Raw genomic sequence first — 13,504 nt, 5'->3', positions numbered from 1 at the left:
TCTACAGTCCTGTAGATTTTAACTCCGCGCGCCGCACCTGTCCTGTCCGTCGGCCCGGGCGCCGGCGGTGCGGCGCCGTGCCCACCTCATAGCCCTCATAGCTCTGAACCCGATACGCCGGTCCGTGCGCGGCGCCCCGCGCAACCGGGCGCCGTGTGCGTCCGGCCCGTACGCGGACCGGCACATCACCTGGAGGTAAACCATGGGAGTCTCGCTGGCCAAGGGCGGCAACGTCTCGCTGTCGAAGGAGGCGCCGGGCCTGAGCGCGGTCACCGTCGGCCTCGGCTGGGACGTGCGCACGACGACGGGCGCCGACTACGACCTGGACGCGAGCGCCCTGCTCTGCACCGAGGCGGGCAAGGTCGTCTCGGACCGCCACTTCGTCTTCTACAACAACCTGACCAGCCCGGACGGTTCGGTCCAGCACACCGGCGACAACCTCACCGGTGAGGGCGAGGGCGACGACGAGTCGATCAACATCAACCTCACCGACGTCCCTGCCGAGGTCGCGAAGATCGTCTTCCCGGTCTCCATCCACGAGGCGGAGAGCCGCGGCCAGAGCTTCGGCCAGGTCCGCAACGCCTTCATCCGCGTCATCAACCGCCTCGACGGCGCCGAGCTGGCCCGTTACGACCTGAGCGAGGACGCCTCCACCGAGACCGCCATGGTCTTCGGCGAGCTGTACCGGCACGGCGGCGAGTGGAAGTTCCGCGCCGTGGGCCAGGGCTACGCCTCCGGTCTCGCCGGCATCGCCGCCGACTTCGGCGTGAACGTGTGACGCACCGCCGAGCCGTCTGACCGGAGAGCCGGTCACCACGCCGCCCGGTCCCGTACGGGGAGTTCCGTACGGGACCGGGCGGTCGGGCAGGGGCGGCCGCCGGATGCGCGGTGCCCGTGGCACGCGCAGGGGCGGGCCCGTACGGGAGGTGCCGTACGGGCCCGCCCCTCGGGGTTCCCCGGCCGGGCGGTCCCTTACGGGCCCGGCCCCGGGCGTCAGAGGTCGAACTCGCCCGGGTTGATGTCCAGCGCGAAGCACGCCTCGCGGACCACGGCCTGCTCGGTCTTGTCGAAGTCGCCGTCCGCGCCGCCGATGACGATGCCGATCTGGATCACCGCACGCGCCTCGACCGGCTTCTTCTTCACCTTGCCGATCTCCTGCATCACGGCGACCTTGCCGAAGTCGAAGTCGGCGGTCAGCTTGTCCAGGTAACCGTCGAAGCGGCGCTGGAGGTCGTCCGCCGCGAAGTTCTGCAGCACCTCGTTGGTGCCGATCAGCTGCGCCACCCGGCGCCGCTCGGACGGGTCGATCGTGCCGTCGGCGGCCGCCACCAGCGCGCACATCGCCATGCTGGCGTCCCGGAAGGCGCCGCTCTTGAGGTCGTTCTTCTTGGCGACGAGCTGGTTCTGCATCGTCTGGGCGGAATCCTTGATCCGGTCCCACAGTGCCATCGGGATCTCCTGGTCGTCGTCGTCCGTTGTTCCGTGTGCCGGTGCCGCGCGGCCGTACCGGACGGACGGGGCGGCCCGCGCCGCGGGCACGTCACGTCCGGCCGACCGGCGGCCGGTTTGGTCATGCGTAGGTAAAATCTACAGGTATGTAGAAGTTTGCGGAGGGGGAGGGTCCGGCGAGATCGTTTCCGGGCGGTTCGGGGGAGCCAGGGAAGCCGGGGAAGCCGGGGGCGGGTGCCGTGTGTCGCCGCCCGTCCGTCGCCGTCTCGCGTGCCGCAGCCCTCACTCTGGACATTTCGCCCATCGTCGGGCACGTCGGGGTTACGGTGGAGTGACCGGGGACCGCTCGCCGGCGAGGCCCGTGTGCGGCTCCGCCGAGGCCCCCGGGGCCCTGCGCCGGAAGGCCCGGACCATCAGGCCCGAGTGAGGTGAGCACGATGCAGATCGCGTTGACCGTGGTCGTTCTGCTGGCACTGATCGCCCTGGGCGTACTGTTCCTCGCCCGGGTCAACGCCCAGCAGGCGGGCCGGATGGCGACGCACAAGTACGCGACGCTGCAGCCTTCCTTCCGCCTCCGGATGCGGCGCTGGCCGCACGGCGGCGGCAGCCGCCCCGGCCCGCACGCCGCCGGGCCCCCGCCGCCCACCCCCGGCGAACGGGGCGACGGCCGACCCGGCGGATCCTGACCGCGGCACCCTCCGCACCGCCCCGGCCTATGCCGTCGATCCCGGCGGTTCCTCTACGGCGGTTCCTCCGCGGCGCCGTCCCTGCAGCAGCTCCCACGGCGGTTCCCCTACGGCACCGTCCCCAAGGCCGCTCCCCTTCGGATCCGCCCCGTACGGGATCCGGCCGGGCGCACCTGACTCACCCGCACCGGGCCCCCCGGCCCTGGAGCACACCATGAACCCCACCGCCACCGGATCCACCACCGGACCCACCACCGGGACCGCCGGGTACACCGGCATCACCGGATCCCCCGCCGCCCGTCGGCAGCCGCACCACGCCCCGCCGCCCGTCGCCCGGCTCGCCATCGCGCCCGCCACCGGCGTCGCCCGCCGTACCGACGGCGTCTGGTGGCCGCGCTCGGCCGACCTGGAGGCCGAACTCACCGAACTGCTACCGGCGTTGCCCTTCGACTGGCCCCGGATCACCCACGCCACCGCGAACGGCGCGCTCTGGACGCCGCTGCCCACCCTCACCCTCGTCGCCGGGCACGTCATCCGCCTGCGCCGTCTTCCCGACCGGCCGGGCCCGCCCACCCTCTGCCTGGTCGCCGCCGGTCTCGGCCGCTGGGACCTGCGCGTACTGCCGCCCCGTACCGCCGAGTCCGACGCCGTACGCATCCTGGCGGGCGTCGCCACCGGCGCGATCCCGGCCGATGCGCCCCTGCCGGGCGAGGGCCCGGCGCCCCGCCGCCGGGAGCGCTCCCGGGCGGCCCCGCCAGGCCATCCCCACGCGGTCCGCAACCGCTGACGGCCGCCCGCGGCCCGGCGCGCCGGGCGCCCGGGTACTGCGGTCGAGTGGTGTTCATCCGAAGAACGGCACCGCGCGTGCGTCGGTCCTCCGATCCTCCCATTGCGTATTCATCATGAGAAAGCACCACAGAACCGGCAGGAAAGAAGCGGTGGCCCGCCACCGTGTTCCGGCCCGGGACTGCGGTGCACCACATACCCACCGAGGTTCCGGCGGCCGACCGCCGGTACGCGAAGGAAAGCGAGGGACCATGGCTGCGACCAAGGTCGTGAAGTTCTGGGCGGTGTGCCTTGCCGTGCTCGGCAAGCTGCTGGCGATGTTCCGCTACGCCGCCCCGGGTGCGGCCGCCTGCCGCCGGGCCGCCCGGTACGGCGACTCCCTGTACGGCGCCACTCCGTACACCCGGGCGCTGCGCACCACCGCGTACGTCCCGGTCGCCCCGTACACACCGGCCCCCCGCGCAGTCCTCGGCGCACCGCGCACCGCGCCCACACCACCGGTACCGGTGGCGGCGGGCGATCCCGGCCCCGCACCCGGCGCCCCCACGCCCCCCGCGGCACGGACGGCCACCACCTCGCGTACGCCCCGGTCATCGGCGCCCGCACCGGCCACCGCACCCACCGCCGTCACCCCCGCCGCCCGCCGCGCACCCGAGGACCACTTCCCCGAGCGGCCACCGGCCCCGCGCGACCGGGCGCTGCCCGCGGGCCCGTTCCTCCCCTCGCCCCGCGTCGCCGGCCCCTACGTACCGGAGATGCGTGCCTACGGCGGCCCCCAGTTGCCGCCCACCATCAAGCAGCGGATCCGCGCCGAGGCCCACGGTTCCTCACCCACCACCCGCAGCCGGCTCGCCACCGGGACCGAACCCTCGCGCACCGTCCCGGCGGACGATCCGCACGCCGACCCGGTGGACGAACGGTCCGCGGCCACCGTCCCGGCGGCCCGCAGCCGCGAACACACCGCCTGTACGACGTGACCGGGGGCCCGACGCCGCCGGGGTGAGCACCCCGGACCCACGCCACATGCGCGGCGCTCCCGAGCGCCGCGCGGCAGCGTGCCCGGACGATCCGGTTCAGGGCACGGCCAAGGAGTGATGAGGTGGCAGGCCACCGGTGTGACGCGGTGACGGGCGCGGACGACGCGCCGGACGCTGCGCCCGGGCCGCCGACGACGTGACCGGCACGCCAACCCGTACGGGCCGGTCCGGGGGAGAAGTAGGGGAGAAGACGGGGCTGTTCGGCGCGTGAGGTGACCGCGCCGGGGGGGATGAGGGACCGGGGGATGAGGGGTCGGGGTACGTGAGGTCTCCGCGTATCCGCCAGGGGGCTGAAGGGGCATCAGGCGAGAGCCTGGCCGCGCCGGAGCGCGAGCGCACCACCTGACCATCCGCTGTGACGCCGGGGGCCTGAACGGCTCCTGCTCCAGCGACGGGGCCCGCCCGGCTCCTGTTCCCGTGACGGGTCCCGCACGGCTCCTGTTCCCGCGACGAGGCCCGCACGGCGCCGGCGACAGGGCCCGCCCGGCGCCCGCGCAGCGCCCGTCCACGCGCGCACCCCCAGGGCATCCGCTTCCGCGCTCGCGCTCGCGCTCGTACGACATCTCCTCCCGCGCCCGTACGCGGCCGAAGGCAGCCGTGCCCCTTGCTCACACCCGTACGTGCCCCCTCCGGGCCGCCGCACTCGATGCTCAACTCCGGTGCGCAGAAGTCCGTATCCGTCCGTGTCGCGCCCGCCCCTACACCCGGTGCCGGGACACCGCCACCCGGCCTTCGCCATCACCCCCCGTACGGCCTCGCGTCACGGCGGGAAGGAGGAGGGGGAATTGCTCAACAGACAAGCACAGCAAAGGAGTTGAGAATTTCCATCGGTCATTGCTCCGATGCGGGGCATCCGCTCCCCACGGCGCCCGGCGGAGCGTCTCCGGAGCCTCCGCAACAGCGGCCAGCCGGGTGAAACACGCGCATTTCAGGCTCAGCAGACGTGCCGAAAAGCATATTGCCCGGTTTCTTGGGTCGTGCCCACGGCCGTGGCGGACATCGCGTCACGGCGTCGCCGGAGCATGGAGGAAACCGTCATGTCGTCAGCTTTTGCCAAACGGTCCGTCGGAACCATCCTGTACATGCTGGTCGTTGTCCTGAGCGCACTCGGCCTCGGCGGCCAGAGCGCCACCGCAGCCGCGGTCCCCACCGCCCCCGCCGGACCGGTCGTCCCGGCGGGCACCGACTGGGACCGCATCGCGCACTGTGAGAGCAGCGGCAACTGGCACATCAACACCGGCAACGGCTACCACGGCGGCCTCCAGATCGCCCCCTCCACCTGGCGGGCCTACGGCGGCAAGAAGTACGCCCCGCGCCCCGACCTCGCCACGAAGTCCCAGCAGATCGCCGTCGGGGAACGCATCCGCGCCGACCGCGGTCTCCAGCCCTGGCCCGTCTGCGGCCGGTTCGGCGCGACCGGCGCGACCGGCTCGACCGGTTCGTCGGACGGCGTCAGCAAGGCCACCCCGGAACGCCCGGTCACCAGGCCCGCCCCGGCACCGCAGGCCCAGCGACACCCGCACCACCAGGCGCAGCGCCAGCACGGCACCACCGTCCACCGTCAGCAGAGCGCCCTGACCGGCAGCAGCTACGTCGTCCAGTCCGGCGACTGCCTCTCCGCCATCGCCCAGCGCGCCCACACCCCCGGTGGCACCCAGAAGCTGTACGAACTCAACCGCCAGCTGCTCGACGAAGGCCCCGACCACATCTACCCGGGTCAGCGCCTGAAGCTGCGCGCATGAGCCGGGGAGAGGTGACCGGGGCCGTGGAGCCGATCGCCCTGGACCTGGGGACCGAGGAGAGCCGTAACGGTAACCGGGGCGGGGATTCCGCCGAAGTCATCGGCATCCTGGTGTCACTCGGCGCCGACGGGGTTGACGAAGGTGCCGGGGTGCGTGGCGCCGGACTGGTCGAGGATCGAGCCGCCGAAGGGCCACTGCAGCTGGAAGTGCTTGGTCTCGTTCGGCGGGGTGATCGTCACCATGCCGGGGGTGACCTTGTTGTCGCCCGCGTCGGTGCTGGGCAGCAGCGAGATGTTGAAGCTGGTGTGCGCACCGGGCTTGAGGGTGATCGTCGGGGCCGCCTTGTTGGAGCGGGACAGGTCCCAGGACTGGCCCTCCTCGCCGGCGATGCTGACGCCCGGGAAGCCCTTGATCGTGCAGGTCGAGCTGCCGATGTTCTTCAGCCAGACCGCGGCGATCTGCTGGTCGCCGCTCGTCATTTCGGGCCGGCCGCCACCGTCGGAGCCCCAGCCGGCCTTCATGCCGTCGGTGTGGCAACGCTCCGTACCGCCCGAGTTGCCCCCGGTGGACTTCGCCGCGCCGTCCGCGGCGGCAGGTGCGCCCTGGTCGGAGGAGTTGTCGGCGCCCGCACCGTTCGCCTGGGCCGAGTCGTCCGAACCGGCAGCCGGCTTGCCGGGGGTCGAGTCCGTGGCGGAGGAGGCGGACGAGGCCTTGTCCGAACCGCCTTCCTGGCAGGCGGTCAGGCTGAGCGCGGCGGCGGCGACCAGGGAAGCGGCGGCGGTCCTGCGGATCAGACGGAGCTTGGTGTGGCGCGACATGAGTCCCCCTCGTGGGTTCGGTGAATGCGGTTCGTTGCTTCGTTCCGCACGCACCATATTGCTGTCGCCCGTTGGTGATCCACTAACGGCGTACTAACGTCCCGGAACCTCCCGGAACGCCCGGCGAGCGCGCGCTCCACCGGGTCCGCCCACCGCCGCCACCCCTCTCCACCAGGGGAGATGCAGTAAAGTCGGCGGGCGTTCCCTTCTGCGGCGAGCGATCTGGCGAAATGCCCGGTGCATCTTCACGAGGCCGCCGTGAGCGCCCGGCCGACGCCGGGGCGAGCCCCTGCCGCCGCCCGGACGGACCGTGCCCGCCCATGACGGCCCCGCCCCGTCCCGTCCGCCGCGCTACCGTCCCGCGACCGCCTCGGCCAGGGCCAGGATGCGACGGGCGTCCTCCACATGGAGGTTCTCGATCATGCGGCCGTCGACCGCGACGACGCCGCGGCCCTCCCGCGCCGCCTCGTCGAACGCCTCGATGATCCGCCGCGATCGCTCGATCTGTGCCTCCGACGGCGCGAACACCTCGTTGCACGGGCCGACCTGCGCGGGATGGATCAACGTCTTGCCGTCGAAGCCGAGTTGCCGACCCTGGACGCACTCCGCCTCGAAGCCGGCGAGATCCTTCACGTCGTTGTAGACGCCGTCCAGGATCACCTTTCCGCTCTCACGGGCCGCCAGCAGCGCCAGCGAAAGCCCGGTCAACAGCGGTGCGCGGCCCGGCACATGCTCGGCGTGCAGCTCCTTCGCCAGATCGTTGGTGCCCATGACCAGCACCGACAACCGCTCACCGGCCGCCGCGACCTCGCGTGCGTCCAGCATCGCCCGCGGCGTTTCGAGCATCGCCCAGACCGCCGTGTGCTCGGGCGCCCCGGCCGCCTCCAGCGCCCGCTCCACCTCCCTTACGGTCGCCGCCGATTCGACCTTCGGCACCACGACGGCGTCCGGACCGGCCGCCGCAGCGGCCCGCAGATCGTCGGCGTGCCAGGCCGTACCGGGGGCGTTGACCCGGATCGTCACCTCACGGTGGCCGTACGCGCCGGAGGCGGCGGCCTCCGCCACCCGCTCCCGGGCATCGGCCTTCGCCTCCGGAGCGACCGCGTCCTCCAGATCGAGGATGAGCGCATCGGCCGGGATCGACCTGGCCTTCTCCAGGGCCCGGGCGTTGGCGCCCGGCATGTACAGCACGGAGCGGCGGGGCCGCGGCGTGGGGCCGGTCACCGTACTCACTCCTCTCCGGCCGCGTCGTACGCGGCGCGCAGCTCGGGATCGCGGGCGGCGAGGGCGTCCGCCAGCTCGACCACCACCTGGCACTGCTTGAAGGTCGCGTCGTCCTGCATCTTGCCGTCGAGCATCACCGCGCCGGTGCCGTCGCCCATCGCCGCGATGACCCGACGGGCCCAGCGGACCTCGTCCGGTGACGGCGAGAAGACCTTCTTCGCGATGCCGATCTGCACCGGGTGCAGGCTCCACGCCCCGACGCAGCCCAGCAGGAACGCGTTACGGAACTGGTCCTCGCAGGCAGTGGTGTCCTTGATGTCGCCGAACGGCCCGTAGTACGGCAGGATCCCGTGCGCCGCGCAGGCGTCGACCATCCGCGCGAGGGTGTAGTGCCACAGATCTTGCTGGTATGTGGCCCGCTCCGCGTCCGCGTCCCGGGTGTCGGGGTCCTGGCGGACGAGGTAGCCGGGGTGGCCGCCGCCGACGCGGGTGGTCTTCATCCGGCGGCTGGCGGCGAGGTCGGCCGGGCCGAGGGAGATGCCCTGCATCCGGGGGCTGGCCCCGGCGATCTCCTCGACGTTGGCGACGCCGGTGGCGGTCTCCAGGATGGCGTGGACCAGGATCGGGCGCCGGACGCGGGCCTTCGCCTCCAACTGCGCGAGCAGCCGGTCGATGTAGTGGATGTCGGCGGCGCCCTCGACCTTCGGCACCATGATGACGTCGAGCTTGTCGCCGATCTCGGTGACCAGCGTCAGCAGATCGTCGAGGACCCACGGCGAGTCGAGGCTGTTGATCCGGGTCCACAGCTGGGTGTCGCCGAAGTCGGTGGCGCGGGCGATCTTGACCAGCCCGTCGCGCGCCGCCTCCTTGCGGTCGGCGGCGACCGCGTCCTCCAGGTTGCCGAGCAGGACGTCGACGGTGGGGGCGATGGCGGGGATCTTCGCGGCCATCTTCTCGTTGCCCGGATCGAAGAAGTGGATCATCCGGGACGGACGGAACGGCACCTCCCGCACCGGTGTCGGCGCCCCGACGGCCAGCGGGCGGAAGAAGTCCTTCGGAGAGCGCATGCAGTCTCCCTGCTCGGATCGAGGGTTCCGGGGGCCGCCTGCGCGCACGAACGCCGACGGCGTGCGGCTCACTCTAGAGGCGGTCCCCGCGGATGCTACTGATCAGTATGTGTGCCGTTGGTCACCGCCCGCGCACGCCTCCGGGGCCGGTGGGCGCGGCGTGGAGCGGCCCTTCCGGCAGTGGCTCCGGCGTCACTTCCGGGGGTCGGGTGCGGTGGGCGGTGCCGGGCGGCCCGGGACCGGTATCAGGCGGTAGGCGCCGCCCCGGGCCCGGACCAGCCCGCCGGTGGGCGGCGGGAAGTGGGTGCCGAGGAGCAGGGTGTCCGTCCCGGCGAGCGCGGTGAGGAGCGCGCGGCGGGTGGCCACGGCCTGTGCCGGATCCGTGTCCACGCAGCTGCCCACCGCCGGGTGGCCCAGCTGGACGGGGTGGTGGACGCAGTCGCCGGTGATCACCGCCGTGCCCGTACGGCCGCGCAGCTCCACGGCGATGTGGCCCGGAGTGTGTCCCGGGGTGGGGAGGAGGCGGATGCCCGGCGCGATCTCGGCCCCCGCGGTGGGGACGTCGACGAGGTCGAGCTGTCCGGCGTCGCGGACCGGATGGACGGAGTCGCGGAACATCTGCCGCCGGGCGTCGTCCATCTCCGCGGCGGCCCAGTGCTCCCACTCCCGGCGGGCGGTCACATAGCGGGCGCGCGGGAAGGCGGGCCGCCAATCGCCGCCGTCGGCGCGGGTGTTCCACCCGACGTGGTCGGTGTGGAGGTGGGTGAGGATCACCAGGTCGACGGCGTCCGGCGGGAACCCGGCGGCCGCCAGGCGGGCCGGATAGTCGGTCCGCAGGTCGTGCCACGCGGGGTTGGCGCGGGTCTTGCCGTTGCCGATGCCGGTGTCGATCAGGACGCGCAGGCCGCCCACGGTGCAGGCGAAGGTGTGGCTGCTCAGGCGCAGCACGCCGGAGCCGTCGGCGAAGTCGGGCCGCAGCCAGGGCGTGCGGTCGATCACCTCAGGGGTGGCGGACGGCAGCAGCCAGGGGCCCGTCTGCGGCGGCAGCGCCACCTCGTCGATGCGGTGGACGGTGATGCCGCCCAACTCCCATGCGGGCGCGGGAGGAAGGGGGCGCGGAAGGGGGTGCCGGTCCGGCGGCTGCGGCTCGGCGGCGGGGCGCCGCTCCCCTCTCTTCTCCTGCTCTCCCGCCGGGACGGGGCCGGGCGCCGACGGGGTCCGGTGGCGCGGCGACTCCTGCGGTCCGGGCGGGATCTGCTGCGGTGCCGGGCGGGTGGGAACCATCTCTCGTACCTCTTCCGTTCTCTGCAAAAGCTATCCGTTTGCGTTAGTCGACGCTAGCGCCTACTCTCGACTAACGCAATCAATTAGCTTTAGCTCGATCGGGTGGCGGGTGCGGCACGGTCGGGCGACTCCAACCACGCCTGTACGGAGGGATGTTCATGGAGCTCGTGGAGGGCGCCGCGCGCACCGCGCCGGTGGAGGAGGACGGAGGCGGCGGTCCCGGCTTCACCCCCGCGGAGGCCGCGCGGGCGGCGCTCCGGGCCGGGGTGCGGCTGCCGGCGGAGCGGCACGCCGAGGTCGCGGCCGTCGCGCACCACCTCCACACCGTGCTCGGTCCGCTGCGGGAGCTGGACCTCGGGGAGACGCCCCCGGCCGACCACACCACCGAGCGGGAGGCCGCCGATGCACCCCGCTGATCTGACCCTCACGGAGGCGTCCGCCGCCGTGCGGGCGCGTGAGCTGTCCCCGGTCGAGCTGACCGCCTCCGTGCTCGACCGGATCGACGCCGTACAGCCGCGGCTCGGCCCCTACGCCGCCGTCGCCCGGGACACGGCCCGCACGGCGGCCGTCCGCGCCGCATCGGAGATCGCGGCCGGGCGCCACCGGGGCCCGCTGCACGGCATCCCGTTCGGCCTGAAGGACCTGATCGACGTCGCGGGGCTGGCGACCGCCGCCGGATCCCGCGTCCGGGCAGGTCACCGGGCATCCGCCGACAGCGCGGTGGCCGCCCGCCTGGCCCGTGCCGGCGCGGTCCTCCTGGGCAAGACGCACACCCATGAGTTCGCCTACGGGCTGATCACCCCGCAGACCCGCAACGCCCGGGACGCCGGCCGGATCGCCGGCGGGTCGAGCGGCGGCTCCGCGGTCGCGGTGGCCGCGGGCGCCGCCACCTTCGCCCTGGGCACCGACACCGGGGGATCCATCCGCGTCCCCGCCGCGCTCAACGGCGTCGTCGGACTCAAGCCGACCTACGGACTGCTCCCGCGGCGCGGGGTGACCCCGCTGTCCTGGTCGCTGGACCACGTCGGCCCCCTCACCCGCACGGTCGCCGACGCCGCCCTCGTCCTCCAGGGGCTGACCGGCCCCGAGGACACGCCCGCCGGACCGCTCCCGGACGGTGGCCTGACCGGGCTGCGGATCGGCGTGCCGGACACCTACTACTTCGACCGCGTCAGCCCCGAGGTGGAAGCCGCCGTCCGCACCGCCCTCGACCGGATGGCGGGGCTGGGCGCCACCCTCGTCCCCGTCGCGACGCCGATGGCCCGGTACGTCCAGGCCGTCCACTGGGGGCTGATGGTCCCGGAGGCGACCGCGTACCACGAGCCCACCCTGCGCACCTCGCCCGAGTTGTACGGCCCCGACGTCCGGGTGCTGCTGGAGGCCGGGACCACCGTCACGGCGGGGGATCATCTGCGCGCCCGGCGGGCCCAACGGCTCATGCGGGAGGCGTGGATACGCCTTTTCGCGCAGGTCGACGTGGTCGCCGCGCCCACCGTGCCGATGACCGCCACCGAGGTCGGGCGGTCCGACGTCCGCTGGCCCGACGGCACGACGGAGAGCGTCTCCGACGCGTACGTACGCCTCTGCGCGCCCGCCAACATCACCGGGATACCCGCCCTGACCCTGCCGGTCGGTCAGGACTCCGCCGGGCTGCCCATAGGGATGCAGCTGATGGGGCCTCCCCTGGGCGAGCAGGTGGTGCTGCGCGCCGGGCACGCCTACGCCGTCCGGTACGGGGAGGAGGCTCCGGCCGTCGCCGCGGCGTGACGCCGGGGCGCAAGGCAGAGGAACGCAATGATGTTGCTTTAAGGTGGCGTCATGAGTCCCAAGCCCATGGCGCGCCCGGGCGGGCGCAGCGCGCGCGTACAGGAGGCGGTACACACCGCCGTGCGGGAACTCGAAGCCGAGCAGGGCCGCGCCAAGCTGACCGTCCCGGCGATCGCCGCCCGCGCGGGCGTCACCCCGTCGACGGTCTACCGCCGCTGGGGCGACCTCCACGAGCTGCTGTCGGACGTCGCGGTCGAGCGGCTGCGCCCCGAGGAGCCGCCGTCCGACCACGGTGCGCTCCGCGCCGATCTGACCGCCTGGGCACGGCAGTTCCTCGACGAGATGGCCTCGCCGCCCGGCCGCGCCTATGTCCGCGACGCGCTGCTGGGCGACCCCGACGGCTCCAACGCCGGGCAGTGTTCGGCGTACGCCGCCGGGCAGGTCGAGACGATCCTCGCCCGTGCGCTGGACCGCGGCGAGGCGGCCCCGCCCGTGGAGACGGTCATGGATCTCGTGGTGGCCCCGATGATGTACCGCATCCTGTTCCGCCCGGACCCGCTGACCGCCGAATACGCCGACCATCTCGTCGAAACGGCTCTCGCCACCCCGGAGGAATCCGCCTGACGGAGCGGATACGCGGCCCGATGTCGGGGGCGCCGCATCGGAAATTACTCCGGAAGTATTCACGCGCCACAGAGGATCAAGGGCCGGACGGGCAGGGTATTCCGCGCCGTTCGCCCCGGTGAATGGGGGCGCGCCACATGAGCGACATGAACGGCGCATTACCCACCGTAACGCCGAATCCACTTTGCGTGGCAGGGGCCGCACTTTCTTACCGGTGAGTATCCGTGGGGGCGGTGATCCTCTGCCGGGACGCCGTGCACCTTCCCGTCGGACGCCCGTCCGTTGCGGGAGATGTGAGCGAGATGAACGCCGCACCGCAATGGGGGGATCTGTCAATGTCGCCGTCTGGTCGCCCTCGGGGTGCGTCACCCCTCGTGTAGCACCTGACCTGCACACCTCTCGGGTGGAGGCCGGTGGGTGCCACCGGAAGCGGGGACGGATCCATGTCCTGGAAAGGGGGTATGCGGACGCCGTCATGTCCCAGGAGGGTGGTCGGGTGGGTGTACCAGGAAAACGGTGGATTGAATTCCCGGGAGCGGTGGAAAGTCCCGCCGATTCCGGCCCGCAGGTAATGTAAGAATCAAATTCCGCCGGACTTCGAGGTCCGGTTTTGGCTGCTTTGGGATCCGGTCCCATTAGCGGCACATGGTCAGATGCGCGGCGGTGCGTGAAGTAAGCGCGGCGTTAACTCCCGGGGAACTGTTGACAGTTCGGATTCCCCGGTCCTACGGTTACGGCGCCCGGTCACCTGGCTGGCAGCGCAGCTTCCGATAAAAGGAACGGGGATTTCTCCCCCGCCCCGCGCAATTCCTTTATCTGCCGCGCGCACCACTCAATTCCCACGACAGGAGAACTGATATGCCCGCCGCTCTGCTGGAAGACTTCGACCTCGACATCCGCGAGCTTCTCGACGAGGAGGCCGACGAGACCGCCGCCAAGGGTGAGACCTCCACGGTGATCCTCACCGTCCAGCCCTCCACCTGCAACTGCTGAGGCTGAGCGAACCGGTGGTCCCGGGGC

The 13,504-nt window shown here is 72.8% G+C and carries 14 protein-coding genes; 9 read left to right on the top strand and 5 right to left on the bottom strand.

The window, feature by feature from the left end; genetic code table 11:
* Window positions 1-202: 202 nt before the first annotated feature.
* The gene (locus ACF1BH_RS28730) at window positions 203-778 is read left to right on the top strand and encodes a TerD family protein (RefSeq protein ID WP_345088906.1); all 576 of its coding nucleotides are present in this window, start codon (window positions 203-205) and stop codon (window positions 776-778) included.
* Between the two features lie 215 nt (window positions 779-993).
* Here ACF1BH_RS28730 and ACF1BH_RS28725 read toward each other — a convergent pair whose 3' ends face one another.
* Window positions 994-1,449, bottom strand: a complete 456-nt coding sequence (locus ACF1BH_RS28725) for a tellurite resistance TerB family protein (RefSeq protein WP_391647157.1) — start codon at window positions 1,447-1,449, stop codon at window positions 994-996.
* Window positions 1,450-1,886: 437 nt separating this feature from the next.
* Between ACF1BH_RS28725 and ACF1BH_RS28720 the strand changes: the two genes are divergently transcribed.
* The 4 genes from ACF1BH_RS28720 to ACF1BH_RS28705 all read left to right on the top strand — a co-directional run bounded on the left by ACF1BH_RS28720 (window position 1,887) and on the right by ACF1BH_RS28705 (window position 5,700).
* Window positions 1,887-2,135 carry a hypothetical protein gene (locus tag ACF1BH_RS28720; RefSeq protein ID WP_391647155.1) on the top strand — a complete coding sequence of 83 codons (249 nt, stop codon included), beginning with the start codon at window positions 1,887-1,889 and terminating at the stop codon, window positions 2,133-2,135.
* A 214-nt stretch (window positions 2,136-2,349) separates the two neighbouring features.
* Window positions 2,350-2,922, top strand: coding sequence for a DUF5994 family protein (locus ACF1BH_RS28715; protein WP_391647153.1), 573 nt, complete (start codon window positions 2,350-2,352; stop codon window positions 2,920-2,922).
* A gap of 250 nt (window positions 2,923-3,172) precedes the next feature.
* Window positions 3,173-3,898, top strand: coding sequence for a DUF6344 domain-containing protein (locus tag ACF1BH_RS28710; protein ID WP_391647151.1), 726 nt, complete (start codon window positions 3,173-3,175; stop codon window positions 3,896-3,898).
* Between the two features lie 1,142 nt (window positions 3,899-5,040).
* Window positions 5,041-5,700, top strand: coding sequence for a transglycosylase family protein (locus ACF1BH_RS28705; RefSeq protein ID WP_391647149.1), 660 nt, complete (start codon window positions 5,041-5,043; stop codon window positions 5,698-5,700).
* A gap of 113 nt (window positions 5,701-5,813) precedes the next feature.
* Here the strand turns inward: ACF1BH_RS28705 and ACF1BH_RS28700 are convergent, their stop codons facing one another.
* The 4 genes from ACF1BH_RS28700 to ACF1BH_RS28685 form a co-directional block, all read right to left on the bottom strand.
* Window positions 5,814-6,518 carry a DUF4232 domain-containing protein gene (locus ACF1BH_RS28700; protein ID WP_391647147.1) on the bottom strand — a complete coding sequence of 235 codons (705 nt, stop codon included), beginning with the start codon at window positions 6,516-6,518 and terminating at the stop codon, window positions 5,814-5,816.
* A gap of 351 nt (window positions 6,519-6,869) precedes the next feature.
* Window positions 6,870-7,742: an HpcH/HpaI aldolase/citrate lyase family protein gene (locus ACF1BH_RS28695; RefSeq protein ID WP_391647145.1), complete on the bottom strand. Its 873-nt coding sequence runs from the start codon at window positions 7,740-7,742 to the stop codon at window positions 6,870-6,872.
* Between the two features lie 5 nt (window positions 7,743-7,747).
* Entirely contained in the window at window positions 7,748-8,809 is a 1,062-nt protein-coding gene (locus tag ACF1BH_RS28690; RefSeq protein WP_391647143.1) for an HpcH/HpaI aldolase/citrate lyase family protein, read from the bottom strand.
* 192 nt (window positions 8,810-9,001) lie between these two features.
* Window positions 9,002-10,093 (bottom strand): MBL fold metallo-hydrolase, encoded by a 1,092-nt coding sequence (locus ACF1BH_RS28685; protein ID WP_391647141.1) that lies wholly within the window; start codon window positions 10,091-10,093, stop codon window positions 9,002-9,004.
* A gap of 158 nt (window positions 10,094-10,251) precedes the next feature.
* Here ACF1BH_RS28685 and ACF1BH_RS28680 point away from each other — a divergent pair, with 158 nt between their 5' ends.
* The 4 genes from ACF1BH_RS28680 (at window position 10,252) to ACF1BH_RS28665 (ending at window position 13,477) form a co-directional block, all read left to right on the top strand.
* Entirely contained in the window at window positions 10,252-10,509 is a 258-nt protein-coding gene (locus tag ACF1BH_RS28680; protein WP_391647139.1) for a hypothetical protein, read from the top strand.
* Window positions 10,496-11,860 (top strand): amidase, encoded by a 1,365-nt coding sequence (locus tag ACF1BH_RS28675; RefSeq protein WP_391647137.1) that lies wholly within the window; start codon window positions 10,496-10,498, stop codon window positions 11,858-11,860. The genes ACF1BH_RS28680 and ACF1BH_RS28675 overlap by 14 nt, the downstream gene beginning before the upstream one ends.
* A gap of 66 nt (window positions 11,861-11,926) precedes the next feature.
* Window positions 11,927-12,484 (top strand): TetR/AcrR family transcriptional regulator, encoded by a 558-nt coding sequence (locus ACF1BH_RS28670; protein ID WP_391647247.1) that lies wholly within the window; start codon window positions 11,927-11,929, stop codon window positions 12,482-12,484.
* Between the two features lie 858 nt (window positions 12,485-13,342).
* Window positions 13,343-13,477 (top strand): hypothetical protein, encoded by a 135-nt coding sequence (locus ACF1BH_RS28665; RefSeq protein WP_391647135.1) that lies wholly within the window; start codon window positions 13,343-13,345, stop codon window positions 13,475-13,477.
* Window positions 13,478-13,504: the final 27 nt, after the last annotated feature.

The sequence above is a fragment of the Streptomyces sp. NPDC014733 genome (assembly GCF_043083385.1).
Taxonomy (GTDB): Bacteria; Actinomycetota; Actinomycetes; order Streptomycetales; family Streptomycetaceae; genus Streptomyces.
Note: the sequence above shows the minus strand (reverse complement) of the source record. Positions and strands in the feature narration are given on the sequence as shown.

Excerpts from the sequence above, each read along its gene's own strand:
- ACF1BH_RS28700 (WP_391647147.1), bottom strand. The coding sequence starts at position 6,518 with ATGTCGCGCCACACCAAGCTCCGTCTGATCCGCAGGACCGCCGCCGCT.
- ACF1BH_RS28710 (WP_391647151.1), top strand. The coding sequence starts at position 3,173 with ATGGCTGCGACCAAGGTCGTGAAGTTCTGGGCGGTGTGCCTTGCCGTG.
- ACF1BH_RS28685 (WP_391647141.1), bottom strand. The coding sequence starts at position 10,093 with ATGGTTCCCACCCGCCCGGCACCGCAGCAGATCCCGCCCGGACCGCAG.
- ACF1BH_RS28690 (WP_391647143.1), bottom strand. The coding sequence starts at position 8,809 with ATGCGCTCTCCGAAGGACTTCTTCCGCCCGCTGGCCGTCGGGGCGCCG.
- ACF1BH_RS28705 (WP_391647149.1), top strand. The coding sequence starts at position 5,041 with ATGCTGGTCGTTGTCCTGAGCGCACTCGGCCTCGGCGGCCAGAGCGCC.
- ACF1BH_RS28665 (WP_391647135.1), top strand. The coding sequence starts at position 13,343 with ATGCCCGCCGCTCTGCTGGAAGACTTCGACCTCGACATCCGCGAGCTT.
- ACF1BH_RS28715 (WP_391647153.1), top strand. The coding sequence starts at position 2,350 with ATGAACCCCACCGCCACCGGATCCACCACCGGACCCACCACCGGGACC.
- ACF1BH_RS28725 (WP_391647157.1), bottom strand. The coding sequence starts at position 1,449 with ATGGCACTGTGGGACCGGATCAAGGATTCCGCCCAGACGATGCAGAAC.
- ACF1BH_RS28670 (WP_391647247.1), top strand. The coding sequence starts at position 11,927 with ATGGCGCGCCCGGGCGGGCGCAGCGCGCGCGTACAGGAGGCGGTACAC.
- ACF1BH_RS28720 (WP_391647155.1), top strand. The coding sequence starts at position 1,887 with ATGCAGATCGCGTTGACCGTGGTCGTTCTGCTGGCACTGATCGCCCTG.
- ACF1BH_RS28680 (WP_391647139.1), top strand. The coding sequence starts at position 10,252 with ATGGAGCTCGTGGAGGGCGCCGCGCGCACCGCGCCGGTGGAGGAGGAC.
- ACF1BH_RS28730 (WP_345088906.1), top strand. The coding sequence starts at position 203 with ATGGGAGTCTCGCTGGCCAAGGGCGGCAACGTCTCGCTGTCGAAGGAG.
- ACF1BH_RS28675 (WP_391647137.1), top strand. The coding sequence starts at position 10,496 with ATGCACCCCGCTGATCTGACCCTCACGGAGGCGTCCGCCGCCGTGCGG.